Source organism: Pseudomonas sp. GM74 (assembly GCF_000282455.1).
Taxonomy (GTDB): domain Bacteria; phylum Pseudomonadota; class Gammaproteobacteria; order Pseudomonadales; family Pseudomonadaceae; genus Aquipseudomonas.
The window spans coordinates 46,314-71,570 of record NZ_AKJG01000073.1 but is presented as its reverse complement, the minus strand read 5'-3'; the positions used below and the strand labels follow the sequence as shown (position 1 = coordinate 71,570).

Below are 25,257 nucleotides of genomic sequence, written 5' to 3'. Positions count from 1 at the left end.
TTGACTGGCAGGCCCAATTCGCGAGCAAGCCCGCTCTCACAGGGACAGTGTTCAGTTCACCGGGATATTTTGGCTGGGTCATGAGGCACCTCATTGAGAGCCGTAACAGCGGACTCTGAACATTCGAGGTGCCGGTTCTGGTTGCCGTTCCAACTTTCCCGCCACCGGTCGACGGTGGCAGCATGCTGGGTCAGGACGACGCGCCAAGTTGCTTGACGATCTTGTCCTTGACCAGCAAACGTGTCTCCTTGAGCTTCCTTACGGTGTCATCGTTGGACTTGGCCTCCTCTGCTTTCACCACTTCGGCATCCGCCTGGGAATACTTGTTAAGCAGTGAATCCAGTAACGGATCCTTGGTGCGTTTCTGCTGGATTTCTTCCTTTGAGCGTTTCAGATCCTGATAAAGGTCATGGGGCACCGGCATGGAACACCTCCGTTAGTTGATCGGCAGCGAAACGCGATCAATTGCGTTCACCAACTATCAGAATGGCCTCGGTTTGGCCGTTCTGTCGACCACCTGTCAGACCAGCGGCGTCCGTTCGTCGTCCGGTCCCACAGGTGATAAAAACCTTTGCCTGCGCCAGCGGTTTCAGCCGTTGAGCACCATGCGCACCATTTGCCTGAGTGCTTCGGGATTGTAGGGTTTGCTCAACAGGTGGGTGTCAGGGCTGAGCTGGTGATTGCGCGAGATGATGTCGCGGGTATGCCCCGAGGTGAACAGCACGGCCACCGGTGGGTCCTGCACTTTCGCCCAGGCCGCAAGGTCCGAACTCTTGATCAGGCCGGGCATGACCACATCGGTGAATATCAGGTCCACCGCCAGCCCTTCCAGCAACATTTGCATGGCCACGTCACCGTTGGTGGCCGTGAGGACTTGATAGCCCTCTTCGCGCAACAACTCCACCGCCGACACCCGTACGGCCTCATTGTCCTCGACCACCAGGATGCATTCGTGACCACCCCGTTGCGGCACATCAGGGTTCGGTGTTTCGCTGGGTGCCGAGCGCAAGGTGCGCGGAAAATACAGCTGCACCCGGGTTCCCTGCCCCACGTCACTGGCGATTTCGATATGACCGCCACTCTGCTTGACGAAGCCAAACACCATGCTCAGGCCCAGGCCGGTACCCTGCCCGTCGGCCTTGGTGGTGAAGAACGGCTCGAATGCCTGGGCCAGCACCTGCGGCGGCATGCCGACACCGGTATCCGTGACGGACACCCGCACGTAGTCCCCGGGGAGAATGCCCTTTGCGGCGCAAAATTTGTGGTCGAGGACGATGTTTTCTGCGCACAGGTCAATCCTGCCCTCGCCTTGAAGGGCGTCACGGGCATTGATCGCCAGATTGAGAATGGCGTTTTCCAGTTGATTGCGATCGACAAACACATTCCAGGCGTCTTCGGGTGCCGTCATGTGAACCTGAAGGGTCTCACCCAGGGCACGCAGCAACAGCTCCGCCAAGCCATCGAAAATCTGCCGCAACGTGAAGACCGCGGGCGACAACGGTTGGCGACGGGCGAATGCAAGCAATTGCGAGGACAGCTTGGCACCGCGCTCGACAGCGGCGATCGACGCCGAGACCCGTCGCTGTACATTGGCGTTACCCGGCTCATGGCGCGCCAGCAGGTGCAGGTTGCCGGCGATCACTTGCAGCAGGTTGTTGAAGTCATGGGCCACACCGCCGGTGAGGCCGCCGATGGCTTCCAGCTTCTGTGACTGGCGCAGTTGTTCTTCCGCCGCCAGCCGCGCCTCGACTTCATCGGCCACCCGTTGCTCCAGGTTGCGGGTGAACTTGAGCAGGGACTCTTCGGCGTTTTTGCGTTCGTGAATATCGATCAGCACGCCGGGGAAGCGAAACGCCTCGCCCTGCTCATTGAACTCGCAACAGCCACTGGCGAGTACCCAGAGGTAGCTGCCGTCGGGGCGCTGGATCCGGTATTCGACGTTGTAGGGCTCGCCCGTCTCGACCGACAGTGTGACTCGTTCTTGAACCCAACCGCGGTCATCCGGATGGATCCGGCTTTCTGCGATTTCCTGGGACAGGTTTTGCAGGTCTTGCCCGGGTGGATAAGAGAACGTACGGGCGTAGCGCTCGTCACCCGACAGCACGTTGGCCTTGATGTCCCAGACAAAGGAACCGAGCAAGGCGCCAGCGTTCAGCGCCAGGCGTACCCGTTCGTTGTCGGCGCGATAGGCGTCTTCCGCCACTTGTCGCCGTTGCTCGGAGATTACCCGCTCCGTGGTTTCCACCACCATGGACATGACCCCGGCCGGACGTCCGTCATCGTCGGCCACCGGGCTGTAGTAGAGGTCCATCCAGACATCTTCCGGAACCCCGTCGCGCAGCAGCACCAGTTCTTTGTTGCGATAGGACAAGGTGCCGCCCGCCAGGCAGGTGTCGACCACGTGGCGATTGAATTCGGCGACTTCCGGCCAACCCAGTTCTACAGAGGAGCCGAGCAGATATGGATGACGCCCACCGGCAAACTTCGAATAAGCATCGTTATAGATCATGTACCCGGACTGGCCCCAGAGCATCACCATCGGCAGCGGAGACGCAAGCATCAACCGCACCGCGCTGCTCAGGCTCCTGGACCAGGAGTCGAGCGGGCCGAGTTCGGTCAGGCTCCAGTCGAACGCACGAATGCGCCCGGCCATTTCGCCGTTCCACCCGGAGCATCCGTGGCTATCCTCTAGAAACTGCATGGCTTGGCTCTATCCCGGTAAGTTGCACCCGTTTGTTTCGAGCATCCTGCACATTATTCGTTTCATAGAGGTATAGCTGATTCTCGCGGGCCTCTGTATGTGCCTCTTTGAAAGAGAATCTGTGGCCGCCAAAGATCCCTGTGGGAGCAAGCCCGCTCCCACAATTTGGTCCTCAGTAACCGAAAGACCGTGAACTACACCTCAATCAAGTGCTTGAGCGGGTTGTAGCTGCTTTTCAGGGTGGCCGCGACATCCAGAATGGCCTTCTCGATCCCATTCAAATGCATGCAGGTCAGCTCGATGGCCGCGCTCTGGTTGCCCGCTTCGATGTACTCGATCAACCGCAGGTGTTCGTCGTCGCGGCAGGCTTCGTGGCTGTCGTCATCCAGTGCGGCGGCATACAGCGACGCCCGGGAAATCAGCTTCTGGAACCAGTCGAGCAACACCGGATTGTTCAGGCTGCGGGCCAGTTTGATGTGAAACTCGCCGAGCAGGTGAATTAGCCGTTCGTGATCACCGCTCTGGTGCGCTTCATCTTCGAGCAGCAGGTGATCGCGCAGGTCCTGAGTCACCGCTGTATCACGCCGACGGCACAGTTCACTGACGATACCGATCTCGACCAGGCGGCGGGTTTCGAACAGCGAGCGGATCTCTTCGTCACTGGGCAACGACACCGACGCACCTTTGTTGGGCTCGGTGGTGACCAGTCCGTCTGCCTCCAATTGCTTGAGCGCGGCTCGAACGGACGTGCGGCTGACATTGAACAGTTCGGCCAAAGAGGCTTCGCCAAGCTTCATTCCCGGACGCAGCGAGCGTTTGCTGATCGCCTCGTAAACCCCTTGGTAGACGCGGTCGACCGTAGTTTCCAGTTTCTTTTCCGTCATTCATCAACTCCTGGCGCCCTGTGCAAGCAACCCCGGCGAATGAACAGCCATTGAAAAAGGGGCTTGCACGGGCAGATTAATCCGGGTATTTCTAAATTGCATCCAGATTTTGCATACAATAATTAGAGGAATGCACCATAATGGGTCATCCAACAGCAATCGAAGTGCGAAACGTCTCAAAACGATACTCCGACGATCCAGGGCTGGCACCCGCCCTCGATAACGTCTCGGTGGACATTGCCGACAACGAATTCTTCACCCTGCTCGGCCCTTCCGGCTGCGGCAAAACCACCCTGCTGCGCACCATTGCCGGCTTCGAGCATGTCAGCGACGGTGAGATCCGCCTCGCGGGCGAGCCGGTCAACGATTTGCCGCCGTTCAAGCGCCGGGTCAACACGGTGTTCCAGAGTTACGCGCTGTTTCCGCACATGAGTGTTGCGCAGAATATCGCCTTCGGCCTCGAGATGCAGGGCCTTGATCGCAAACTGATCCCCCAGCGGGTCGATGAGATGCTCGCGCTGGTGCAAATGCAGCACCTGGCCAAGCGCAAACCGGCCGAACTGTCCGGCGGTCAACAGCAACGGGTGGCTCTGGCCCGGGCCCTGGCGCCAAAACCGAAAGTGCTGTTGCTGGACGAACCGCTGTCGGCCCTGGACCTCAAGCTGCGCAAGGAAATGCAGGTCGAACTCAAGCGAGTACAGAAAGAAGCCGGGATCACCTTCATTTTCGTCACCCACGATCAGGAAGAAGCCCTGACCCTGTCCGATCGCATTGCCGTGATGTCCGCCGGCAAGATCCTGCAAATCGGCACGCCCAATGAAATCTACGAACGTCCGCAGCATCAATTCGTCGCACAATTCATCGGCGACATCAACTTCCTCCCCGGCCACCTCAAGCGCGGCCAGCAGAACGAAAAGCTCTTCGTGCCCACCGGTATGCCAGTGGAAATCCCCTGCCCGGCCCAAGGCTTCGACGGCAGCAAAGTGCAACTGGCGTTCCGTCCCGAGCGTTCGCAACTGGTCGAGCCGACGCAGCCGCATCACCTGCGTGGCGTGATCGAGGCTGTGCTGTATGTCGGCACCGCCACGCTCTATCAATGCCGCCTGAACAACGACATCAAGGTCATGCTGCGCGAGAACAACGAAGGCCTGAACCACGGGCGGGTGGTGGGTGATCGCGTCGCGGTCAACCTGCCGCCCCACGCCTGCCTGCTGATGGAGGCCTGAGATGAGCGTCAGCAGCACTTCCCCGGCCCTCAACCGCGCGCTGTTGCTCAGCCCGGTGGTTCTGACCTTGCTGGCCCTGATCGCCATTCCGCTGGGCATCATGGGCTACATCAGCCTGCTGCCGCGCAACGTCTATGGCGGCGTCGACTGGCAGGCCGACTGGCAATTGCAAAGCTACGTACAACTGTTTTTCCAGGAAGGTTTCGACGGCGAACTGGAGCTGAACTGGGTCTACGCCCAGGCGCTGCTGCGTTCGGTGTTCCAGGCCGGTGGCACCACGGTCCTGTGCTTCCTGTTCGGTTTCCCGGTGGCGCTGTGGATGTCGAGCCTGACACCCCGTCGGCGCAACCTGATGGTGTTGCTGATCACCATCCCGTTCTGGACCAACCTGCTGATCCGCAACTACGCGTGGCTGATCATCCTGCGTGAACACGGCTGGGTCGCCCAGAGCCTCAACGCCCTGTTCCCCCAGGCCGGTGGCATCACCCTGCTCTACAACGACTTCGCGGTCAGCGTTGGCCTGGTCTACAGCTTCCTGCCGTTCATGATTTTGCCGATCTACTCGACCCTGGAAAAACTCGACTGGCGCCTGGTGGAAGCCGCCTACGACCTGGGCGCCAACCGCTGGCACGCGTTGCGGCGGATCATCCTGCCGCTGTCGATGCCGGGGGTGATCGCAGGTGCCTTGCTGGTGTTCGTGCCAAGCCTGGGCGCCTTCATCACCCCGGCGATCCTCGGCGGCGGCAAGACACTGATGATCGGTAACCTGATCCAGCAGCAGTTCGGCACCGCGCGCAACTGGCCCCTGGGCAGTTCGCTGTCGTTCCTGTTGCTGGGGATCATGCTGCTGTCCCTGGTGCTCTACGCCCTCTATAGCCGCAATGCCGCCAAGACCCTGCGTCGGGGAGCCCAAGCATGATTGCCCTGCACCTGAAGAAACTGCCCCTGACCCGCGAAGTCAGCCTGTTGATGCTGGCCTATCTGTACCTGCCGATATTCGTGCTGATCGCCTACAGCTTCAACGCCAACCGCTCGGCGACGGTATGGACCGAGTTCTCGTTCGACTGGTACGGGCGAATCCTGGCCAACCCGTCGATCCAGACCGCGGCGCTGAACTCGATTATCGTCGCCAGCATCGCCACGGTTTGCGCCACGGCGATTGCACTGCTCGCGGCGCTGGCGACCTACCGGCCGTTCTACGGGCAGAAAATGGTCGAGGGCGGGATCAACCTGCCGCTGATCCTGCCGGAGATCGTCACAGCCGTGGCCACCCTGCTGCTGTTCATGGCGCTGGGGATCAAGCTCGGTCTGCTGACGGTGATCGTCGCCCACATCGGCTTCTGCATTCCCTTCGCTTACCTGCCGATCCGCGCGCGGCTCAACGACCTGGACAAGAGCCTGCTGGAGGCGGCGAACGACCTGTACGCCAACCCCTGGCAGGTGTTTCGCCGGGTGACCTTGCCGCTGCTGTGGCCGGCGGTGTTGTCGGGTTCGGTGCTGGCGTTCGTGGTCAGCCTCGACGACTTCATCATGACCTTCTTCGTCGCAGGTCCCGGTTCGACGACCTTGCCGGTGTACATCTTCTCGGCGATCAAGGCCGGCGTGACGCCGGAGATCAACGCGATTTCGACCCTGATGCTGGTGATTTCCATCGTGCTGGTGGTGCTGGCCTTCTGGCTGGGACAGCGCGGCAAAAACCAATGATCCTGGAGCAAAGCATGAAAACAAAAAGCATGTGTTTCGCTGTAGCCGGTCTGGCCCTGAGTTGCGTCACCGCGTTCAGTGCCCAGGCCGCCGAACCCAAGGAACTGTTCTTCTACAACTGGACCGACTACTACCCGGTCGACCTGTTGGCCAAGTTTGAAAAGGAGACCGGGATCAAGGTCACCATGGATGGCTATGACAGCAATGAAACCCTGCTGGCCAAGTTGCAGGCCGGCGGCGCCGCGTATGACGTGATTGTGCCGTCGCAATCGATCATGCGTACCCTGATCAACCAGGACCTGCTGCTGGAAATCGACGCCTCGACCCTGCCCAACTTCCAGTACGTCAAACCGGCGTTCCGCGACCCGGGCTTCGACCCCGGCCGCAAGTTCTCGGCACCGTACCTGTGGGGCACCACCGGGTTCTCCTATGACAGTGCCCGGGTGCCCGGCGGCAAACTGGACGACTCGTGGAAAGAGTTCTTCGAGCCACGCAAGGAACTGCAAGGCCAACTCGCCGCCCTCGACACCTCCAGCAGCGTGATCAACGCCGCCAGTCATTACCTGAATGTCGACGAATGCAGCGAAAACCCGCAGGACGCCAAGCGCATCCTCGAACTGCTGCAAAAACAGAAACCCTTCCTGAAGATGTACAGCTCGGACAACACCGTCGACCGCATGGCCTCCGGTGAAGTGATCATGATGCAGAACTGGAACGGTTCTACAGCGCGGGCCACCTTGCAGAAGAGCACCATCAAATACGTGTATCCGAAGGAAGGCCTGGCGATGTTCCAGGACAACTTCGCCGTACCGAAAAGCGCACCGCACCCCGGCAACGCGAAGATCTTCATCGACTGGATGATGAAACCGGAAAACGCCGCCGCCGTGTCCAACGCCATCGCCTACGACAACGGCATTCAGAGCGACAAGCTGATCGACGCCAAGTGGCGGGTGATGGACGCCATCAACATGCCCGACGAATTCGCCTCGCGCCTGCGCCCGGAAAAGGAATGCAGCAACAAGGCGCGGGAGCTGCAGGACCGGATCTGGGCCAAGCTCAAGGGCTGATTGTTTGACTTGAAACCGAGTCGCGGCCATCGCTGGCAAGCCAGCTCCCACAGGGTTTGGTGGTGTTCACAAATTTTGTGCCCAACACAAATCACTGTGGGAGCTGGCTTGCCAGCGATGAGGCCCTCTCACACAACACTGAATTTGAGGTTTGCAATGAATCAACCCCGCTGGCTGCGCAACGTGCGCCCCTACGGCGCCCCCGCCGAAGACCTGCTGATCGAAAACGGCCGGTTCACCCAACGTCGCCCGGCCTCGACCACCGAACTGCTCGCCACCGACATCGATGGCCAGAACCAGTTGCTCACCCCCGCCCTGGTGGAAAGCCATGTGCACCTGGACAAAACCCTCTGGGGCCAACCCTGGCGCCCCAACAGCGCCGGCCCGACCCTCAAGGACTACATCGCCAACGAGCGGCGCATCCTGCGCGAAGTCACCACCCCCATTGCACAACGGGCCGGCGCCCTGCTGGAAAACTGCATCGCCCGCGGCTCGCTGACCATGCGCTGCCACGTCGACACCGACCCGGAATTCGGCCTGCGGCATGTCGAGGCCATGCAACAACTGCGTGAAAACTACCGCGACCTGATCGACCTGCAACTGGTGGTGTTCCCGCAGACTGGTTTGATCAGCCGCCCCGGCACCGCCGAGCTGATGCGCGAAGCCATGGCACTGGGTGTGGAAAACGTCGGCGGGCTGGACCCGTGCGGCATCGACAACGATCCCGTCGCGCAACTGGATTTCATCTTCAAACTGGCCAGCGAGTTCGACCGTGGCGTCGACATTCACCTGCACGACAAGGGTGAACTGGGCCTGTGGCAGATCGCCCTGATCGCCGACTACACCGAGCGTTTCAGCCGCCAGGGCCGGGTGATGATCAGCCACGCGTATTGCCTGGGGATGTTGCCGTGGAGCCAGGTCAAGCCGGTGGCCGAGCGCTTGTCGGCGCTGGGAATTTCGCTGATGAGTTCGGCCCCCGCCGATTGTGCGGTACCGCCATTCCTGGCTCTGCGTGAAACCGGCGTGAATGTGTGCCTGGGCTCCGACGGCATTCGTGATGCCTGGTCGCCCATGGGCAACGGCGACATGCTCGAACGCGCTATGTTGCTGGCGTTCCGTTTCGATTTGAACAAGGACGAAGAACTCGCGGCGGCGTTCGAAGCGGCGACTGTCAACGGCGCCCAGGCGCTGGGTTGCGAAGCCAATCGCCTGGAGATCGGCCAGTCGGCGGACTTCCTGCTGATGCCGGTACAAACACTGGGTGAGGCGGTGGTTTCGCGGCCGCTGCGTCAGGTCTATCGCGCGGGTCAATTGATTGCTGCGGGCGGTCGTTTGCTGGAAAGCCGTCTGTGAAGCGCATCGGCTTGCGCGCCAGTTGCGTGGTTGGCTTCGACGGCACGCGGCATGTGTTGTGGCGCGATGGCGAAGTGGTGTTCTCAGGCTCGCGCATCGAGTTTGTCGGGCGCGGTTATCCGGGGCCGGTGGATCAGTGGGTCGATTACGGTAACGCGCTGATCGGCCCCGGTTTCATCGATCTGGATGCCCTCGGCGATCTCGACTCCACGGTGCTGACCCTGGACAACGGCGACGAGCGCGACATGGGCCGGATGTGGTCGGCGCAGTATCTGGCGCGTGGATCGCGGGAAAGCTACAGCCCCGAAGAAGACGTCTTCAAATACCGCTACGCCCTCACCCAACTGATCCGCAACGGCATCACCACAGCCATGCCGATCACCTCGATGTACTACCGCGAGTGGGCCGAGACCTACGACGAATTTGCCGCAGTGGCAGGCGTGGCGGCCGAACTGGGGCTGCGCACTTACCTCGGCCCCTGCTACATGAGCGGCATGAGCTACTGGCAGGCCGATGGAACCCTGGCGCACCACTGGGACGAAGCCCGGGGCATGGCCGGCCTCGATGCCGCCGAACGGTTTTTCCGGGATTTCGATGGTGCACATAACGGCCTGATTCGCGGCGCGCTGCTGCCCGATCGCATCCAGACTTGTACCCCGACGCTGCTGCAACGCACCGCCGCGCTGAGCCGGGAACTGAACGCACCAATGCGTTTGCACTGCTGCCAGGGCCTCGGCGAGGTGGCGATGGTCGAGCAACTGCGCGGCACCTCGCCTCTGGGCTGGTTGCAGCAACTTGGGCTTTTGACCCCGCACAGCCTGCTGCCCCATGGCATCTACACACGAGGCGATGACGATCTGCAACGGATGGTGGATGGTGGCGCAAGCCTGGTGCATTGCCCGGTGGTGTTTGCCCGGGACGGCGAGGCGCTGAATTCGTTTGGGCGCTATCGGGCCAAAGGCATCAACTTCGCCCTGGGCACCGACACCTGGCCGGCGGACTTGCTGGACAACATGCGCCAGGGCTTGAACATCGCTCGATTGATGGAAGGCAGCAACGACCTGACCAGCACCCTGGACCTGTACAACGCCGCGACCCTCGGTGGTGCCAAGGCACTGGGCCGGGATGATCTCGGCCGGCTGGCACCGGGGTGCAAGGCCGACATCACCGTGTTCAACCTGCGCGGGATGCACCTGGGACCGCTATTCGATCCGCTGAAGAATCTGGTGCTGGCTGGTCGCGGCGACGATTGCATCGCCAGTTACATCGATGGCCGTTGCGTGATGCGGGACGGACAGGTCGAGGGCATCGACTACCCCGCCCTGCAACGCCAGGCCCAACGCCAATTCGAAAAACTGATGCGCAGTCACAGCGACCGTGCCTTTGGCCAACCGGACTGGAAAAGTCTGTTCCAACCGGCCATCCCGTTCGCCGACGACTACAGCGCACAAGCGCCACTGTGCGCCATTGACCCTCTCCTTTAGAGACTTCTGCCCATGCAAAGCTTCGACTTCAGCCAACTGAGTCCGCGGGACAAATACAAGATTCTGATCGGCAGTGTGGTGCCCCGCCCTATTGCGCTGGTCACCACCGTCGATGGCGAAGGCCGGATCAACGCCGCGCCGTTCAGCTTTTTCAATGCACTGTCGGCCGACCCGCCCATCCTCGCCCTGGGCGTGGAAAACTACGGCGACCAAAGCCCCAAGGACACCACCCGCAACATTCAGCTCAACCAGGAATTCACCGTGAACATCGTCAGCGATGCCCTGGTGGAAGCCATGAACGTCTGCGCCGTGCCCTTCGCCCCCGGCTTCGATGAGCTGACCGCCGCTGGCCTCACCGCCATCCCCGGCACCACGGTCAAATGCCCGCGCATCGGCGAAGCCCCGGTGGCGCTGGAGTGCCGGCGGATGATGGCGCTGTCCATCGGCCAATCCCGGGAGATCATCTTTGGCGAAGTGCTGATGGCCCACGTGCGGGACGAACTGATCGACCCGAAAACCCTGTACATCGATCAGTTGGGGCTGGATGCGATCGGACGCATGGGCGGGCATGGCTATGCGCGCACGCGGGATTACTTCGATCTGCCGACACGCTCGTTGCAAGCCTGGACGGATGCGCCGGGGGGCGGCGAGCGGTTCTGGCCGCTGACCAAGTAAGCCGCTGCTGCACAAAACCTGTGGGAGCGGGCTTGCCCGCGAAGGCGTCGGCACATTCAATATTAACGTGTCTGATACACCGCTATCGCGAGCAAGCTCGCTCCCACAGGAGTTGCAGCGTTAGTGAAAATCCCGGCTGCGCACAGTAATGCCATCCAACAACGAACTCAGATCACTCAACCGTCCGGCTATCAGATGCCGGACCTCCCCCTCCTTCTCCCAACGCCCATCGACCTTGAGCAACTGCGAGCCGACCAGCACCTGGCGCTGCCGCTCGGCCAGGTCCCGCCACACCACCACGTTGACGTTGCCGAACTCGTCTTCCAGGGTGACGAAGGTCACACCGCTGGCGGTGGCCGGGCGTTGTCGGCCGGTGACCAGCCCGGCAACACTGACTGGCCGACCATGCTCGACGTCCAGCAACTCCTTCGAACTGCGGCAGCGCCGGGCCTTCAACTCACCGCGCAACAGGGCCAACGGATGCGGCCCGAGGGTGGTGCCGACGCTGGCGTAATCGGCTTGCAGGTCCTCACCGACGGTGGGCGTTGGCAACGACACCGCGTCCTCCTCCTGGCTCGGCACGCCGGCGAACAGACCCAACTGCTTTTGTACCCCGGCCACTTCCCAACGTGCCCGATGCCGGTCGCCGGCCAGGCCACGTAACGCACCGGCATCGGCCAGTTGCTCCTGGGCGCGGGCATCGAGTCGCGCCCGTTCGCCCAGGTCGGCGATGTCGGCAAACGCGCCTTTGGAGCGTGCCGCTTCGATGCGTCGGGCCTCGTCCTCGCGAAAGCCCTTGATCATGCGTAGCCCCATGCGAATCGCCGGTTGCGCACCGGCGATCGGCTCCAGGCTGCAATCCCAGTCACTGGCGCGCACGTCCACCGGGCGAACCTGCAAATGATGACGCCGAACGTCCTGCAGAATCTGGTCCGGGCTGTAGAACCCCATCGGCCAACTGTTGATCAGCGCACAGGCGAAGGCCGCCGGCTCGTGGCATTTCAACCAGCAACTGGCGTAGGTCAGCAAGGCAAAACTGGCCGCGTGGGACTCGGGAAAACCGTAGCTGCCAAAGCCCTTGATCTGCTCGAAGATCTGCGCGGCGAATTCGGCGGTGTAGCCGTTTTTTTTCATGCCGGCGGCCAGCCGTTCCTTGTGCGGTTCTAGCCCGCCGTGGCGTTTCCACGCGGCCATGGAGCGGCGTAGCTGGTCGGCCTCGCCGGGGCTGTAGTCGGCGGCGACGATGGCAATCTGCATCACCTGTTCCTGAAACAGCGGCACGCCGAGGGTGCGCTTGAGCACCACTTCCAGTTCCGGCGACGGATACGCCTCCGGCTCTTCCTTGTTCCGTCGCCGCAGGTACGGGTGCACCATGCCGCCCTGGATCGGCCCCGGCCGAACGATGGCGACCTCGATCACCAGATCGTAAAAGGTCTTGGGCCTGAGCCTCGGCAACATCGACATCTGCGCCCGGGACTCGATCTGGAACACGCCGATGGTGTCGGCCCGGCCGATCATCTCGTAGGTGGCCGCATCCTCGGACGGGATGGTCGCCAGACTCAGGTCCAGACCCCGGTGCCGGCGCAGCAGATCGAAACATCGGCGAATCGCGCTGAGCATGCCCAGCGCCAGGATATCGACCTTGAGCAAACCGACCGCGTCGAGGTCATCCTTGTCCCACTGGATGATGGTGCGCTCGGCCATGGCGGCATTTTCCACCGGCACCAGACTGTCCAGCGGCTGCTCGGAAATCACGAAACCGCCGGGGTGCTGGGACAAATGCCGGGGGAAGCCGATCAACTGCCCCGTCAGGCTCAGCACCCGGTGCAGCACCGGACTCTCGGGGTCGAAACCGCCCTCGCGCAGGCGTTCAACGGGCGGCATTTCATCGCTCCAGTGACCACAGCAATCGGCCAGGGCGTTGATCTGGTCCGACGGCAAGCCCAAGGCCTTGGCCACATCACGCACCGCACCGGCCGCATGATAGGTGCTGACCACCGCCGTCAGCGCAGCGCGGGCCCGGCCATAATGCTGGAACACGTACTGCAAGACTTCTTCGCGGCGTTCATGTTCGAAATCGACGTCGATGTCCGGCGGTTCGTTACGTTCTTTGGACAGGAAGCGCTCGAACAGCAACGTGGTGCGATCCGGATCGATTTCGGTGATCCCCAGGGCAAAACACACGGCCGAGTTAGCGGCAGAACCACGACCCTGACAAAGAATCTGTTGCTGGCGGGCAAAGCGGACGATGTCGTGGACCGTCAGGAAATAGCTTTCATAGCCCAGTTCCGCGATCAGTTGCAGCTCCTTGTCGATCTGCACCAGCACTTCGCTTTTCGGCCCTTTTGGCCAGCGCCACTCGATGCCTTCCTCGGTCAAATGACGCAGCCACGAGGTGGCCGAGTGCCCTTGCGGCACCAGTTCGCGGGGGTATTGGTAACGCAACTGACCAAGATCAAAGGTGCAACGCCGGGCGATGCTCAGCGTTTCGGCCAGCAACTCTGGTGGATAAAGCGCCCGCAACACGTCCAGGCCGCGCAGATGGCGTTCGCCGTTGGGATGCAGGCGCAACCCGGCATCGGCCACCGGCAGGTGATGACGGATCGCGGTCATTGTGTCCTGCAAGGCGCGCCGGCCGCGAGCGTGCATGTGCACATCGCCACTGGCCACGGCCGCAATGCGCAACGCCCTGGCCAGGCTCAGCAGATCATCCAGACGCTGGGCATCGTCCTGACCGCGATGCAACTGCACCGCCAGCCACAGGCGCTCGGCGAAGACCTGCTTGAGCCACCGGCCCTGTTCAAAGGCATCGACAGCGTCCGGTACCCACAACGCCAGCAATCCCGGCAAAGGTTCGCTGAAGTCTTCACGCAGCACCTGATACTGGCCTTTTTGCGTGCGGCGCCGGGCACGGGTGATCAATCGGCACAGCGCCTGATAGCCCTCGAGGCTCTCCACCAGCAGCACCAGTTTCGGACCGTTCTCGATGCGCATTTCACTGCCGATGATCAGCGGCAACTCCACGGACTTTGCCGCTTGCCAGGCACGCACGATGCCCGCCAGGGTGCATTCGTCGGTGATCGCCAGAGCTTGGTAACCCTGTTTTTTCGCGCGCTGGAACAGCTCGAGGGCACTGGAGGCACCGCGCTGGAAACTGAAGTTCGACAGGCAGTGCAGTTCGGCATAGTCGCTGCTCATGCGAACCAGCCCTGCAACCACAGCGGGCCGTCCTCACCGACCGCCCGGTAGGCCCAGCCCTGTTGGCCGGCACGGGTTTCGATCAGGTAATAGTCGCGGCGTACGTCGTCGCCGTCCCACCAGCCGGACTCGATACGCTCCGGCCCCATGAGGATGCGCGCCGAGCCCTGATGCACGGCCAGCGGTTCAGTCAGCAGCCAGCCCGGCCGTTTCACCGCGGCCGGCACCGCGCAGGGCTGGCTGTCGGCACGGGCCTGCCACGCACACTCGGGGCGGTGATCGGCCTGGAAGCGCAAGCCATGCACCGCGTCATCCCCCAGCCGTGCACGCAGGCGTTCGCGCAATTGCTCCCAGGGCAAGGACTGCTGCGGGCGATCGTCGAACAGTGCCTGATGCTGGGGCACGAAGGTCGGCAAATCCTCGGCGCGCAAGCGAAAGCCGCGCACCGGTGCCTCGACCTGGACCTGCTCCAGCCGCCCTCGGGCCAGTTCGAAGAGCATCGCCGCATCCCGCTCGGCGCTGAGCAGGCCGACCTTGATCAGCGTGTCCGGCAACCCGGCGTGTTCCAGATGCAGGTCGAAACGCTGTACGCCGCTGTCGCGACCGCACAGGAACGCCGACAGATCGCCCGTCAACCGGCGCAACGGAAACAGCAAGGCTTGATGGGACTGCACATCGAAATTGAGCTCGATGCGCACATCGAAGCGGTCCGGCGGCAGGTAGAACGCCAGCGCCAGCCGCCGCAACCCCGACAGGGCATCCAGATGCTTGAGCACCTGGGCCTCGAAACGCCGGGCCAGGCTATGCCGGGGCAGCGCCTGCACCTGGCTCAAGGTGCGCAGGCCCATGCGCGACAAGGCCGTGGCGACCGGTGCTTCCAAGCCGATCCGGTCAACGGGCATTTGCCCCAGATGATGCTGCAAGGCTTGATCGTCCGGCACCACCAAGCCGTCATAGGCGTTGGCCAGCACCCGCGCCGCCACCGGATTGGGCGCGGCCACGATGCGGTGCCGAAACCCCAGTTCGCCGAGCTCACGGCGCAAAAGCGCTTCGAATTGCGGCCAGGCGCCGAAGAGGCCGAGGCTGGATTCGATCTCGAACACCACGGCCCGGGGGTAATGCACGCTGACCTGGGAACTGAAACGATAGGCCCAGGCGGCGAGAAACTGCTGCCAGTGTTCGATTTCAGCGGCGTCGTATTCGGCCGTGACAAAACCTTTGCTCAAGGCCTGTGCCGCGCTCATGGACTGACCGGGACGCAAACCCAGCGCCCGCGCCGCGCCGTTGACAGCCTGCAGCACCCGGCGCTGGGCCGGGCCAGTCAGCAACGCCAGGGGTTCATCGGGATCGGCGCGCTGACGCAGTACCGCGTCCAGCGCCAATTGCGGGAAAAGAATACAGACCCAGCGCATGGCAACCTCAATGCCCCACGGCGAAGGCAATCGGTGCCGAACGGACCAGGCCGCCACGGCACTTGAGCACGCGCAGTTGTGCCGGCCGGGCATCGATGGCAATGCGCAAGGCCGCCGGCGAAGGGTTGATCGCTTCACCGAGGGGGCGATAGGCGAAGGCCAGGGTCTGGCCGGTTTCCGCCGCCACCTGCAAGCGGCGCAAGGCGCGGTCATCGGCCTTGTGCGGCCAGCACAGCACCGCGCCGCAACTGCCCGAACGCAGGCATTGCTCCGCGGCCCACAGCGCATCGCGCTCGCTGGCCCGGATGATCGACAGCTGACGCAGATCGACCCCGGCGCCCTGCCACGCCTGGGGATACGGCACATAAGGCGGCGCCACCAGCACGATGCGTTCGCCCGCCGCCGACAGCCGTGCCAGCGTCGGCCACACCAGTTGCAACTCGCCCACGCCCTGCCCGGCCAGCAGGATTTCCGTCAGCGCCGCCTCAGGCCAGCCGCCGCTGGGCAATGCCGCGTCCAGTGCAGCATGCCCGGTGGGTTGCGGGCTGGCGGCCGGTGGCGCAGGCCGGCCCTTCCAGACCTGGCCGCCATTGAACAGCGTATCCAGCGCAACGACGGCACCCATCAGCCTTGCCTCACCAGGCCACAGAACACGCCTTCGATGGCGAGGTCCTGATCGGCGTTCACAATGATCGGCTGGTAGGCCGGGTTGCGCGGCAGCAGGCGAACCACATCGCCGAGCCGCTCGAAGCGCTTGATGGTGACTTCACCGTCGAGCCGCGCCACGACGATCTGGCCGTTGAGCGCCTCGGGGTTACGGTGCACGCCCACCAGATCGCCGTCGAGAATGCCGTCCTCGATCATCGAATCGCCCCGGACCCGCAACATGTAGTCCGGCACCCGCGAGAAGATCGACGGATCGAGCAGCAAACGGCTGTGCACCTCGGCATCGGCACCGATCGGCGCACCGGCCGCCACCCGGCCAAGTACCGGGATGTCCAGCAACTCGGGACGCGGCGGCTGCCCGAGCAGGCGTATGCCCCGGGCCTGATGCGGGTTGACCTCGATAAACCCGGCCTCGGTCAGCGCCAGCACATGCTTGCGCGCCACGCTGCGGGAGGCGAAACCGAACGCCTCGCTGATTTCAGCGAGGCTCGGAGGCTGACCGTGCTCGGCGATGCGATCGCGGATGAAGGTCAGGATGGCGGTACGGCGGGGAGTCAGAGTCGTCATGGAGTACATTTGTACTCTTTTGGTTTTTTCCTGGCAAGGACTTGTAGGAGCTGTCGAGTGAAACGAGGCTGCGATCTCCTGAGAGCAGAGCAAAAAGATCGCAGCCTGCGGCAGCTCCTACAGGAGGCCGGTTCAGCCAGGGAGTCCGGCAAGATAGGGTCACGGGGAAATCCCCCGTATGCCCATCGCTGAAGACCAGTTGCAGGCCATCCCCTGCGAGTGCAACTCGATAACCCGCAGACGTAAAGCCCAGCGCTCCCTACTCGAACAAAACGGACGATCAAAAAACAAGGCCTACCGTTCGTCGATTTTTTAAAAAAAATAGCTTCCGAAGTAAATAAAAAACCATAAAAAAAGTACAAAACGCACATTTACTCCTACAGAAATATTTTACTCAGCACAGCAAGATCATTTCTGCTTTCCGAAAACTAAAACACAGTTTCAAAAAGGAATTCCACAGATCCACACTAGAAATAAACCTCACCAAAACCAAACCAAACCACTAAGGTTCCGAACATCATGTAGGACGCATCTTTAAAACATGCAGGAATTCCCCCACAACACAAAACTCTCTCGCTTGCACCCAACAATAAAATCAACTAATTCTTGCAGCACCACTTAATACCGAGTGGTAAACACAACGAGTAAAAACAAAATGAAAAACAACGAACTTGGAAAAGTGCTATTCAATTTTAGAAATAGTGTTGGATCAAACCCCAATCCGCAAGTCGCTGGTGGCTCTGGAGGTGCAGGAGGTTGCGGGGGCAGCGGTGGATGTGGTGGGGGTGGCGGATGCAGCGGTGGTAGTGGTGGAGGAAATGGTGGCTGTGGCGGAGCAGGAGGCACTGGCGGTGGTGGCACCGGTGGCTGTAGAAGTATGTAGTTGAAACCGATAATAAAACTACTTACTAGCTTCCCAGGCTAAAAGGATCTTTCAAAGCGAAAGATCCTTTAGGAGGAGATAAATGCAACTGATATTTTCAGAATTTGACATTATAAGCCTACCTAATGAATCACTAATCATATCTACCAATGGCGCATCAAAAACCGACTCAAAAAAACTATTAATCGTACTGCAAGAACTAAAAAAACAACAACCATCTAGGATACCAAAAGCGCTATTCGACAAAATAGTATCCGCCCAAAAACTACCTATAAAAGAAACCTATACATTCTTGAACCTCGCCATAGGACTAAAAAATCAACCATCGGAGATATACTTCAAAAAAGTATTAATAGCACATGACTGGAGCAACCGAGAAGAATTCAAAGCACTCATTGATCAAGAGGTAAAATTCGATCACGAAATAGTGAACGACTTGGAATCCTTAGTTGACCGAGCCCGAGACAATGCATTTCTAATTAAAATAGTCTGCATGCAATATAATTATTAGAAACTTAAAAATCTATACTTTTGTTTAGCAGATTCGTCTCCAAACAGTGCCATCTCAATAGCATACTTAAGCGGGGATATTTTTCGCATAAGTCAACCATACATTCCCAACATTGGAAATGCCTGTCATTTTTGCCTTGTAGAGAGGCAATTGAACTATGAAAAGATCAACGAAAGTCGAAATACCTGGTCTGCCTTGTTGAATTTCTGCGTTGACCAAAACATTACTATGCCTGCGCAAAACTTAAGCCTGTTACAGAGAAACCTAGCATTAGGTACTCTGATAAAAAAAATCAAGCTTCATACGGAGCATAATCAAGGCTTCAGATATCAAGACAACTCTCTTGCATCGATGACTATAGATTTAAACAACGGACTGATTACGGAAGAGTTGACTCCCCACTGGCATTCCTGTACCTGCCTGAGATCTAAACATGAAAAATATCCCACATGATTACTATCTGAAATTTCTCGACCAGAAAGTCATCGAGGACACCTTGGAATTCCACAACAAAGGCAACTTCACCATCCATGACTGCGTTAAAAATATTTCCTTACTGCACGACCTTCCACCACAGCTACTTTCAGACCTAACAGGTAATGAACTGCAATTATATCCCGACATGGATATCACTACGGAAGGGGTAAAACTCGAAGCACTGGAGCCTACAAGCCCTTTACATCGAAATCAATCATGCGAATTTTTCGACGATCGAGACATAACATTCGAGTCGATAAAGCAATTAATCAGCCCACTATTAAGCATTGGCGAAAACACTCATAAAAGAGGATACCCTAGTGCAGGAGCACTATATTCAGTAGAAATATTCTGTTGCTCCCTTTCACCAAAAAATACATGGCCGTGCCCGGAAAAAATTTTACACCTACTACCACACTCAAGAAAATTTGAAATAATCCAGGGAAGTTACGACACCAGTGTAATAAAAGAGGCTATTTTGCCCGCAGGAAGCAAAATTGGAAATCCTAGTCTGGCTATAATTTATGTAATGTATATGCCAAAAACGCTATTCAAATATCGTTATCGCGGATACAGATTAGCGCTAATGGAAACCGGATCAATATATATGTTAGTTGATCTTCAGTGCAAACAATTAAACATCAAAAGCCGTCAATGGTCTGGGTACACCGACAACATGCTGTGCAAGGCCATTGGATTAAATCCAACTCTATTTTTTCCTGCATGTGTACACTTGATAGGAGGCTAAATTGAAAATTTCAAGTTACAGCAATGATCCCTCACTACCTGCGGAAATGTGGTGCCAGCCCCCATGTATTTTCGACTTCCCTTTTTGCTCGGAAATTGGCGATCAATGGAACTCAATAGGTTCAGGGATAGGCACAAGCTCAACATCAATAAAAACCGCCTTGGGCGAATACTTCGAGAGACGTCACTTCTATTTAGAAATATTACCCGACAGCTTTTCGCCCCTAGAGAATGGTCTTACGCCAAAAGAGGTAGAAAACTTCATCAAAGCGTTCAGTCAAACCGCTGCGAAAAACACAAACCTAGATAACCTGGCAAGTCGCAAATTTAACATGAACTCCGCCATACGTATTTCTGATTTTTCATGTTGCTCAATTCCTACTGTATGTATCTCTCTGACCCACCACAACAGCGACGACGACAATATCTACCCGAGTCGTGACACTTGTGGATGCAGCTTTCATTGGAATCCAGAACTTGCCGTTCTTGGCTCTATTAAAGAATCATTAGAGCGTCAATTTCTCACTCGATTCTGGCTAACTAAGCAATGCATAGGAACGATCAAACCAGCCGAGATATCAACTGCGATAAAAACGCTCCCTTCATATGGCCTATTCAACGCACTGACAAAATCAGGACAACTATTAACAATAGACATCTCTGATGATGATTTTCCAGGAGTATGCCTACTAACAGTTTACGGAAACAATGACCCCAATAGAAACGTTCACTACTGCGCAGGAATGTCTTATTCAGAAAATCGAGCGGAAGCATTGAACAAGTCAATCCTGGAGTTATGGCAAACATTTCGATTCATGAATTTATTTAGCGTTTTTCACGGCAACCCAGACTCTCTCAAGGACCCTTATATCCGCCACTTCGCAAAGTGCAACCATTATAAAACATTTGAGGAAATCACGTCACAACCAAACTACTACCCACACACCTCACGCAAAAAAAGCCAAACTTGCAAACTGGACACTGAAAACTTGATTAAAAGCTTGAGAAACAAGAACCTCGAAGGATACCTCTACATAAAAACAACTCGAATAGATGGAGCTAACTACACATTTTGCAAATTTACCTCGCCATCTTTATTTATGCACATGAACAACTCAGCAGATATAAATATGATCAACGACTATTCAAACACATTCCTCCTCGAAATATACAATGAAAGAAAAGAAACAATGGTTCCATTCCCATAGAGAAATCAATCATGACTAAGAATATTTGCCCCAGAGCTATCTCCCTAACCTCCATATTCATCAAAGAACAACTAAAAGAACCCATCGCCTTTTTCTGGATCATGATATCCCCTTGTGCAATGTTCTATTTTTTTGCAACAACCAGGCAAGACCCAAACTATTTCTCCAGCAATTACATTACGATTTCGGCATGGTTTTATGCCTACATATCTTCAAGTGTCGCATTATTCGGATTCGCCTTTTACATAATCGGAAGAAGGGAAAGCGGATTCACCCGATCATTTATTTATTCCAGGGAATCAAAACTGATTTTTCTTTTATCGCACTTCATTGCCTACTCACTAATATCAATATCTTATTGCGCAACCTTTTACTTAACGACCAAGCTTCCATTTGGAAACTACGCCCTCGATGAACTACTGAATCTCGCACTACGCTTCTACATCTGCTTTATCATGTTTTGCGCTCTCGGGGCTGCCTTCTCATTGCTACCGATCAATTTTCAGAACTCGAACACTTTGCTTTCCATTTTTTCGTTCTGCATGTTGATCCTCGGAGTAATGAGTGCCAGCAGACCAAACCCCATCACCGACGCTTTGAACCTCGCAAACCCACTGACACTTGCAAGCCAAATAATGGAACAAGGCCTTGAATCCAACAAACTCATCACAGCTGCAATAGTTCTTTTGTTTATTTTTGTACTGTACAAAACGTTCAAACACCTAAGAATCAATCCCGTATGGAGCCGGTACTGATGAAAAAATTCACGGCGCAGAACATTGACTTCTCCTATACAGACACTCCCCTCTTGACCCAGGCATCTCTTGAGGTTGCTCAAGGCGACATTGTCGGCATTCTGGGGCCCAACGGATCTGGAAAAACAACTTTTTTCGATATCGTCTGCGACCTTAAAAAAGCAAGGTCTGGCTTCATAAAAAACGACTTCAATCACTTTTTATACCTTTCTCAAATCATCTCCACTCCCCCACCGCTGCGTATGCGTGACATTTTTAGAATGGTATCTGCGCTGTCATCAACCGAGCCCATGACACAAGATAAAACCCTGAAAAAACTAAGTGCGTGGAGCCCTGCGATAGTTGACCGATACCAAGACACTTGGAACAAAAAATCATCGTTATGCAGCTACGGAGAGACACGCTGGTTCTTTACTCTTTCTCTTCTTTCAATATCTGCAGACTTTGTGATTCTCGATGAACCTACTGCCGGTGTAGATCCAGAATTTCGTCACTATATTTGGCAATGTCTTCACGGCGCTGCCAGGGAGGGCACCGCCATTCTGGTTTCCTCGCACAATGTTGAGGAGGTAATTAACCATTGTGATTATTTTTATATGATTAGCCAGCAACGCTTCAATCGCTTTAACAACGGCAGTGAGTTCATGCAAAAATATGGAGTAAAGACTGTGGATGATGCGTTTATCCGAGCCGTTACTGAACCTGTATTCGCAACATAAACCACTGGAAGCGCACGGGGGAGCTGCCGCAGATCGCGACAACTCCCGATGAGGAATGGAATTCGATTCAGTCGGTAAGTCCAGCCAGATACGCCCACGGATAGATCCCCCGTTCATGGCCATCGCTGAAGACCAGTTGCAGGCCATAGCCCTGCGGGTTCAGTTCGATTACCCGCACCCAGGTATCCACCAACGGCGCCATCCCTCGTATACGAAACGCCCGGCACTGCGAACACGGGCACTGGCGACGCAGTTCAGCGTGGTCCAATACCTGTTCGCGGCCATCGGGCCAGTTCAGTCGCAACTGCTGTTTGCTGCTGGAATTGCCAATCGCCAGCGGGTTCATTGCAGTTGACTCAAGGCAATGCGCACGGCCTTGCGCACTTCAGGGTCGCCGTCGTCTTGCGTGGCCTGCAATGCCGCGATGGCCCGTGGGTCGTTCAATTCGCCCAGGGCCAACGCGGCTTCCTTGCGCAGGTTGCTGATGCGGTGGCCGAGGGTGTCGATCAGCGAATCGAGCGCAGGCACAAAACGCAAGCGGCCGAGGCTGCGGGTGGCGCGCAGACGTACCTGCCAGTAATCGTCGCCCAAGGCGTCGATCAGGGCCGGGCCGGCGTCGGGGTGGCCGACCTTGCCCAGGGTGGTGGCGGCTTCTTCGCGGACTTGCCAGGCATCGTCCCGCAAGGCCTGGCGCAAGGCCGGCAGCACCTGTGCGTCAGACGCCAGGCCCAGCGCCCCGGTGGCGGCACGCCGCACGTCGGTGTCCGGGTCAGCGCTGGCCAACCGCGCCAATGCCGGCAAGGCATCGAGTTGCTTGAGCCAGCCGAGCACGCCCACCGCCTCGCGGCGCACGCTGGCGCTTTCATCGTCCAGTGCCCGGGCAGCCGCGTCGGCGGCATCGGGGCAACGTAACTCGCGCAACGCCCTGAAGGCGGCGATGCGTACGCCGCTGTCGGCGTGCCCGGTCCACGGCAGAATGACCCGGCCCGCCGCTTCACTCTTGAGCAGGCTGAGGCTTTGCGCTGCGGCCATCTGCACCGCCGGGGATGGATCCGTCAGGGCCTGGCACAACGCTTCGACCACGGGCTCGTCTTCCCAGGCTTCCAGCAACCGCGCTGCTTCGGCGCGAACCTCTGCAATCGGGTCTTCGGTCAGTCGATCGATCAACCACTGCAGGCCGTCCGGCTCCTCGAGATCGGCCAGTTCGATCAGCGCGATCCGGCGCACGCCGGGGTCGTCATCGGTCAGCCGCGGTTGCAGGGCAAGAATGTCGTCGTTCTCGGTTACATCGAATAGTGAGGTCATAGGGCAAATCGCGGCAGTTTGTTTTCAGGGGGAAGTCCGAGCGGGTTCAGGCGCGGCAGTTGCCGGCCATCTTCGTGGCGCAGGAGTTCGAGGCAATGGCGCTTGAGGTGCGAGAATTCAGGACTGGTCACCAGCTCCGTGCTGCGCGGCCGGGGGAAGTCCAGGCGCAGGTCTTCGATGATTCGCCCGGGGCGCGGGCTCATGACCAGCAAGCGATCGGCGAGGAACAGCGCTTCGTCGATGTCATGGGTGACAAACACTACGGTGGTGCGGATGCGCGTCCAGATGTCCAGCAGCAGTTCCTGCATGTTCAGTCGGGTCAGGGCATCGAGGGCACCGAAGGGCTCGTCCATCAGCAGCAGGCGCGGACGGTTGACCAGCACCCGGGCAATTTCCACCCGTTGCTGCATGCCGCCGGAGAGCTGATCGGGCCAGCGCCCGGCAAAGCCTTCGAGGCCCACCAGGGCGAGGATTTCATCCGCCGCCTTGTGCCGTTCGGCCTTGCCGATGCCTTGCATTTTCAAGCCGAACGCCACGTTGTCGCGCACCGTGCGCCACGGAAACAGCGTGTGCTGTTGGAACACCATGCCCCGTTGTGGCGATGGGCCCGACACCGCGGCGCCATCGACATTGAGCGTGCCGGTGCGCGGTTGCAGGTGGCCGGCCAGGGCGCCGAGCAAGGTGGACTTGCCGCAACCGGACGGCCCGAGAATGCACACGAACTGGCCCGGTTCAATCTGGCAATCAAGGCCCTGCACCGCTTCGAAAGCCGTGTGGCCCTCGCCCAGGCTGATGGACAGCCCGCGTATATCGATACGCCCTTCCAGGTGTTGAAAAACGCTCATCAGGCTTTTCCTCGCGGTCGATGCCAAGGCGTGAAGAGTCCGCCCAGGCGTTTGATCAACAGGCTGCTGCCCATCCCGAGCACGCCGATCAGCAACATGCCGACCACGATGTCGGCGTAGTTCTGGATGGTGTAAGACTCCCAGGTGTAATAGCCGATGCCGAATTGGCCGGAGATCATTTCCGCCGTCACCAGGCAGAACCACGAGGTGCCCATGCCGATGGCCAGGCCGGTGATGATGCTCGGCGCCGCGCCCGGAAGAACGACCTCCAGCAGGATTGCCCGGCGCCCTGCCCCAAGGCTTTTCGCCGAGGCGATCAGTCGTGGGTCGACGCCTTCGACGCCGTGCACGGTGTTGAGCAGGATCGGGAACAGTGCGCCGGTGAAGGTGATGAACACCATCGACAGTTCCGACGAGGGAAACATCAGGATCGCCAGGGGAATCCACGCCACTGCCGGGATCGGGCGCAGCACTTCCAGGGGCGGCAGCAGGAGGTCTTCGGCCCATTTCGAGCGGCCGACGGCCAGGCCCAGGGCCACGCCGATGATCAGTGCCGCGAGGTAACCGGCGAATACCCGGCCGAGGCTGCTGCCCAGGTGCTGCGCGAGCTTGCCCGAGTCACCGAGGCCGACGGCGGCTTCAATGACCGCCACGGGTGTAGGGACATTGGCGAAGGTCACCAGGCCGAGGTTCCAGTGGTGGCTGGCCGCGAGTTGCCAGAACAGCAGGCAGAGCAGCAGTGACGCAGCTCTGGGAATCCAGCGTGCATAGGATCGGTACACAACTATTCCTCTCAACCGAGATCCCTGTGGGAGCGGGCTTGCCCGCGATTGCGGTGGGTCAAACGACATCGATGTCGACTGGTCTGGC

General features: G+C 58.6%; 22 protein-coding genes and 1 pseudogene. 12 read left to right on the top strand and 11 right to left on the bottom strand.

Translation table 11 applies throughout. The annotated features are described in order from the left end of the window. Window positions 1–190 precede the first annotated feature (190 nt). The 3 genes from PMI34_RS12175 to PMI34_RS12185 all read right to left on the bottom strand — a co-directional run bounded on the left by PMI34_RS12175 (window position 191) and on the right by PMI34_RS12185 (window position 3,585). On the bottom strand, window positions 191–424 hold the full coding sequence (locus PMI34_RS12175) for a DUF465 domain-containing protein (RefSeq protein WP_008050666.1): 234 nt from the start codon (window positions 422–424) through the stop codon (window positions 191–193). A 165-nt stretch (window positions 425–589) separates the two neighbouring features. Then, window positions 590–2,701 carry a hybrid sensor histidine kinase/response regulator gene (locus PMI34_RS12180; RefSeq protein WP_008050665.1) on the bottom strand — a complete coding sequence of 704 codons (2,112 nt, stop codon included), beginning with the start codon at window positions 2,699–2,701 and terminating at the stop codon, window positions 590–592. A gap of 194 nt (window positions 2,702–2,895) precedes the next feature. Next, window positions 2,896–3,585 carry a GntR family transcriptional regulator gene (locus PMI34_RS12185; RefSeq protein ID WP_007973313.1) on the bottom strand — a complete coding sequence of 230 codons (690 nt, stop codon included), beginning with the start codon at window positions 3,583–3,585 and terminating at the stop codon, window positions 2,896–2,898. A 140-nt stretch (window positions 3,586–3,725) separates the two neighbouring features. Between PMI34_RS12185 and PMI34_RS12190 the strand changes: the two genes are divergently transcribed. The 7 genes from PMI34_RS12190 to PMI34_RS12220 all read left to right on the top strand — a co-directional run bounded on the left by PMI34_RS12190 (window position 3,726) and on the right by PMI34_RS12220 (window position 11,094). Continuing rightward, window positions 3,726–4,811, top strand: coding sequence for an ABC transporter ATP-binding protein (locus tag PMI34_RS12190; protein WP_008050664.1), 1,086 nt, complete (start codon window positions 3,726–3,728; stop codon window positions 4,809–4,811). Between the two features lies 1 nt (window position 4,812). Then, a complete protein-coding gene (locus PMI34_RS12195; RefSeq protein ID WP_008050663.1) occupies window positions 4,813–5,730 on the top strand; it encodes an ABC transporter permease in 918 nt (305 codons plus the stop codon). Continuing rightward, window positions 5,727–6,515 (top strand): ABC transporter permease, encoded by a 789-nt coding sequence (locus tag PMI34_RS12200; RefSeq protein ID WP_008050662.1) that lies wholly within the window; start codon window positions 5,727–5,729, stop codon window positions 6,513–6,515. Before PMI34_RS12195 ends, PMI34_RS12200 begins: the two co-directional genes overlap by 4 nt. Before the next feature lie 14 nt (window positions 6,516–6,529). Then, window positions 6,530–7,582 (top strand): extracellular solute-binding protein, encoded by a 1,053-nt coding sequence (locus PMI34_RS12205; RefSeq protein ID WP_008050661.1) that lies wholly within the window; start codon window positions 6,530–6,532, stop codon window positions 7,580–7,582. 156 nt (window positions 7,583–7,738) lie between these two features. Further along, complete coding sequence (locus tag PMI34_RS12210) at window positions 7,739–8,935, top strand: amidohydrolase family protein (RefSeq protein WP_008050659.1); 1,197 nt, start codon at window positions 7,739–7,741, stop codon at window positions 8,933–8,935. Continuing rightward, on the top strand, window positions 8,932–10,419 hold the full coding sequence (locus tag PMI34_RS12215) for an amidohydrolase family protein (protein ID WP_008050655.1): 1,488 nt from the start codon (window positions 8,932–8,934) through the stop codon (window positions 10,417–10,419). The genes PMI34_RS12210 and PMI34_RS12215 overlap by 4 nt, the downstream gene beginning before the upstream one ends. 12 nt (window positions 10,420–10,431) lie before the next feature. After that, complete coding sequence (locus PMI34_RS12220; RefSeq protein WP_008050652.1) at window positions 10,432–11,094, top strand: flavin reductase family protein; 663 nt, start codon at window positions 10,432–10,434, stop codon at window positions 11,092–11,094. A 120-nt stretch (window positions 11,095–11,214) separates the two neighbouring features. Here PMI34_RS12220 and PMI34_RS12225 read toward each other — a convergent pair whose 3' ends face one another. From PMI34_RS12225 to lexA, 4 genes are read right to left on the bottom strand one after another with little or no spacing between them, the layout of a single operon-like run. After that, the gene (locus tag PMI34_RS12225; RefSeq protein WP_202949456.1) at window positions 11,215–14,313 is read right to left on the bottom strand and encodes an error-prone DNA polymerase; all 3,099 of its coding nucleotides are present in this window, start codon (window positions 14,311–14,313) and stop codon (window positions 11,215–11,217) included. Continuing rightward, window positions 14,289–15,704, bottom strand: coding sequence for a Y-family DNA polymerase (locus tag PMI34_RS12230; RefSeq protein ID WP_008050649.1), 1,416 nt, complete (start codon window positions 15,702–15,704; stop codon window positions 14,289–14,291). Before PMI34_RS12230 ends, PMI34_RS12225 begins: the two co-directional genes overlap by 25 nt. Window positions 15,705–15,711: 7 nt before the next feature. Continuing rightward, window positions 15,712–16,329 carry a translesion DNA synthesis-associated protein ImuA gene (gene imuA, locus PMI34_RS12235; protein ID WP_008050648.1) on the bottom strand — a complete coding sequence of 206 codons (618 nt, stop codon included), beginning with the start codon at window positions 16,327–16,329 and terminating at the stop codon, window positions 15,712–15,714. Beyond that, window positions 16,329–16,946 (bottom strand): transcriptional repressor LexA, encoded by a 618-nt coding sequence (gene lexA / locus PMI34_RS12240; protein WP_008050646.1) that lies wholly within the window; start codon window positions 16,944–16,946, stop codon window positions 16,329–16,331. Before lexA ends, imuA begins: the two co-directional genes overlap by 1 nt. Before the next feature lie 695 nt (window positions 16,947–17,641). Here lexA and PMI34_RS28795 point away from each other — a divergent pair. From PMI34_RS28795 to PMI34_RS12255, 5 genes and pseudogenes are all read left to right on the top strand, one after another. Continuing rightward, entirely contained in the window at window positions 17,642–17,824 is a 183-nt protein-coding gene (locus tag PMI34_RS28795; RefSeq protein ID WP_157222727.1) for a hypothetical protein, read from the top strand. Window positions 17,825–17,902: 78 nt separating this feature from the next. Continuing rightward, a pseudogene (locus PMI34_RS29335) lies at window positions 17,903–18,784 on the top strand (McbB family protein). After that, window positions 18,765–19,556 (top strand): SagB/ThcOx family dehydrogenase, encoded by a 792-nt coding sequence (locus PMI34_RS28210; protein WP_008050643.1) that lies wholly within the window; start codon window positions 18,765–18,767, stop codon window positions 19,554–19,556. Before PMI34_RS29335 ends, PMI34_RS28210 begins: the two are co-directional and overlap by 20 nt. A gap of 1 nt (window position 19,557) precedes the next feature. Beyond that, a complete protein-coding gene (locus tag PMI34_RS28205; RefSeq protein WP_008050640.1) occupies window positions 19,558–20,763 on the top strand; it encodes a YcaO-like family protein in 1,206 nt (401 codons plus the stop codon). 754 nt (window positions 20,764–21,517) lie between these two features. Continuing rightward, the gene (locus tag PMI34_RS12255) at window positions 21,518–22,237 is read left to right on the top strand and encodes an AAA family ATPase (protein WP_008050638.1); all 720 of its coding nucleotides are present in this window, start codon (window positions 21,518–21,520) and stop codon (window positions 22,235–22,237) included. Between the two features lie 67 nt (window positions 22,238–22,304). Here PMI34_RS12255 and PMI34_RS12260 read toward each other — a convergent pair whose 3' ends face one another. Genes PMI34_RS12260 through PMI34_RS12275 form a run of 4 tightly spaced genes read right to left on the bottom strand, consistent with a single transcriptional unit; the run spans window position 22,305 to window position 25,169 of the window. Then, entirely contained in the window at window positions 22,305–22,583 is a 279-nt protein-coding gene (locus PMI34_RS12260) for a DUF971 domain-containing protein (RefSeq protein ID WP_008050637.1), read from the bottom strand. Then, entirely contained in the window at window positions 22,580–23,542 is a 963-nt protein-coding gene (locus PMI34_RS12265) for a HEAT repeat domain-containing protein (protein ID WP_008050636.1), read from the bottom strand. The genes PMI34_RS12260 and PMI34_RS12265 overlap by 4 nt, the downstream gene beginning before the upstream one ends. Beyond that, window positions 23,539–24,387: an ABC transporter ATP-binding protein gene (locus PMI34_RS12270; protein ID WP_008050635.1), complete on the bottom strand. Its 849-nt coding sequence runs from the start codon at window positions 24,385–24,387 to the stop codon at window positions 23,539–23,541. Before PMI34_RS12270 ends, PMI34_RS12265 begins: the two co-directional genes overlap by 4 nt. Next, window positions 24,387–25,169, bottom strand: coding sequence for an ABC transporter permease (locus PMI34_RS12275; protein ID WP_008050634.1), 783 nt, complete (start codon window positions 25,167–25,169; stop codon window positions 24,387–24,389). Before PMI34_RS12275 ends, PMI34_RS12270 begins: the two co-directional genes overlap by 1 nt. Window positions 25,170–25,257 lie beyond the last annotated feature (88 nt).

Bases quoted from the DNA above. Each gene is read 5' to 3' on its own strand.
- PMI34_RS12175 (WP_008050666.1), bottom strand. From the start codon at position 424: ATGCCGGTGCCCCATGACCTTTATCAGGATCTGAAACGCTCAAAGGAA.
- PMI34_RS12180 (WP_008050665.1), bottom strand. From the start codon at position 2,701: ATGCAGTTTCTAGAGGATAGCCACGGATGCTCCGGGTGGAACGGCGAA.
- PMI34_RS12185 (WP_007973313.1), bottom strand. From the start codon at position 3,585: ATGACGGAAAAGAAACTGGAAACTACGGTCGACCGCGTCTACCAAGGG.
- PMI34_RS12190 (WP_008050664.1), top strand. From the start codon at position 3,726: ATGGGTCATCCAACAGCAATCGAAGTGCGAAACGTCTCAAAACGATAC.
- PMI34_RS12195 (WP_008050663.1), top strand. From the start codon at position 4,813: ATGAGCGTCAGCAGCACTTCCCCGGCCCTCAACCGCGCGCTGTTGCTC.
- PMI34_RS12200 (WP_008050662.1), top strand. From the start codon at position 5,727: ATGATTGCCCTGCACCTGAAGAAACTGCCCCTGACCCGCGAAGTCAGC.
- PMI34_RS12205 (WP_008050661.1), top strand. From the start codon at position 6,530: ATGAAAACAAAAAGCATGTGTTTCGCTGTAGCCGGTCTGGCCCTGAGT.
- PMI34_RS12210 (WP_008050659.1), top strand. From the start codon at position 7,739: ATGAATCAACCCCGCTGGCTGCGCAACGTGCGCCCCTACGGCGCCCCC.
- PMI34_RS12220 (WP_008050652.1), top strand. From the start codon at position 10,432: ATGCAAAGCTTCGACTTCAGCCAACTGAGTCCGCGGGACAAATACAAG.
- PMI34_RS12230 (WP_008050649.1), bottom strand. From the start codon at position 15,704: ATGCGCTGGGTCTGTATTCTTTTCCCGCAATTGGCGCTGGACGCGGTA.
- imuA (WP_008050648.1), bottom strand. From the start codon at position 16,329: ATGGGTGCCGTCGTTGCGCTGGATACGCTGTTCAATGGCGGCCAGGTC.
- lexA (WP_008050646.1), bottom strand. From the start codon at position 16,946: ATGTACTCCATGACGACTCTGACTCCCCGCCGTACCGCCATCCTGACC.
- PMI34_RS28210 (WP_008050643.1), top strand. From the start codon at position 18,765: ATGAAAAATATCCCACATGATTACTATCTGAAATTTCTCGACCAGAAA.
- PMI34_RS12255 (WP_008050638.1), top strand. From the start codon at position 21,518: ATGAAAAAATTCACGGCGCAGAACATTGACTTCTCCTATACAGACACT.
- PMI34_RS12260 (WP_008050637.1), bottom strand. From the start codon at position 22,583: ATGAACCCGCTGGCGATTGGCAATTCCAGCAGCAAACAGCAGTTGCGA.
- PMI34_RS12265 (WP_008050636.1), bottom strand. From the start codon at position 23,542: ATGACCTCACTATTCGATGTAACCGAGAACGACGACATTCTTGCCCTG.
- PMI34_RS12270 (WP_008050635.1), bottom strand. From the start codon at position 24,387: ATGAGCGTTTTTCAACACCTGGAAGGGCGTATCGATATACGCGGGCTG.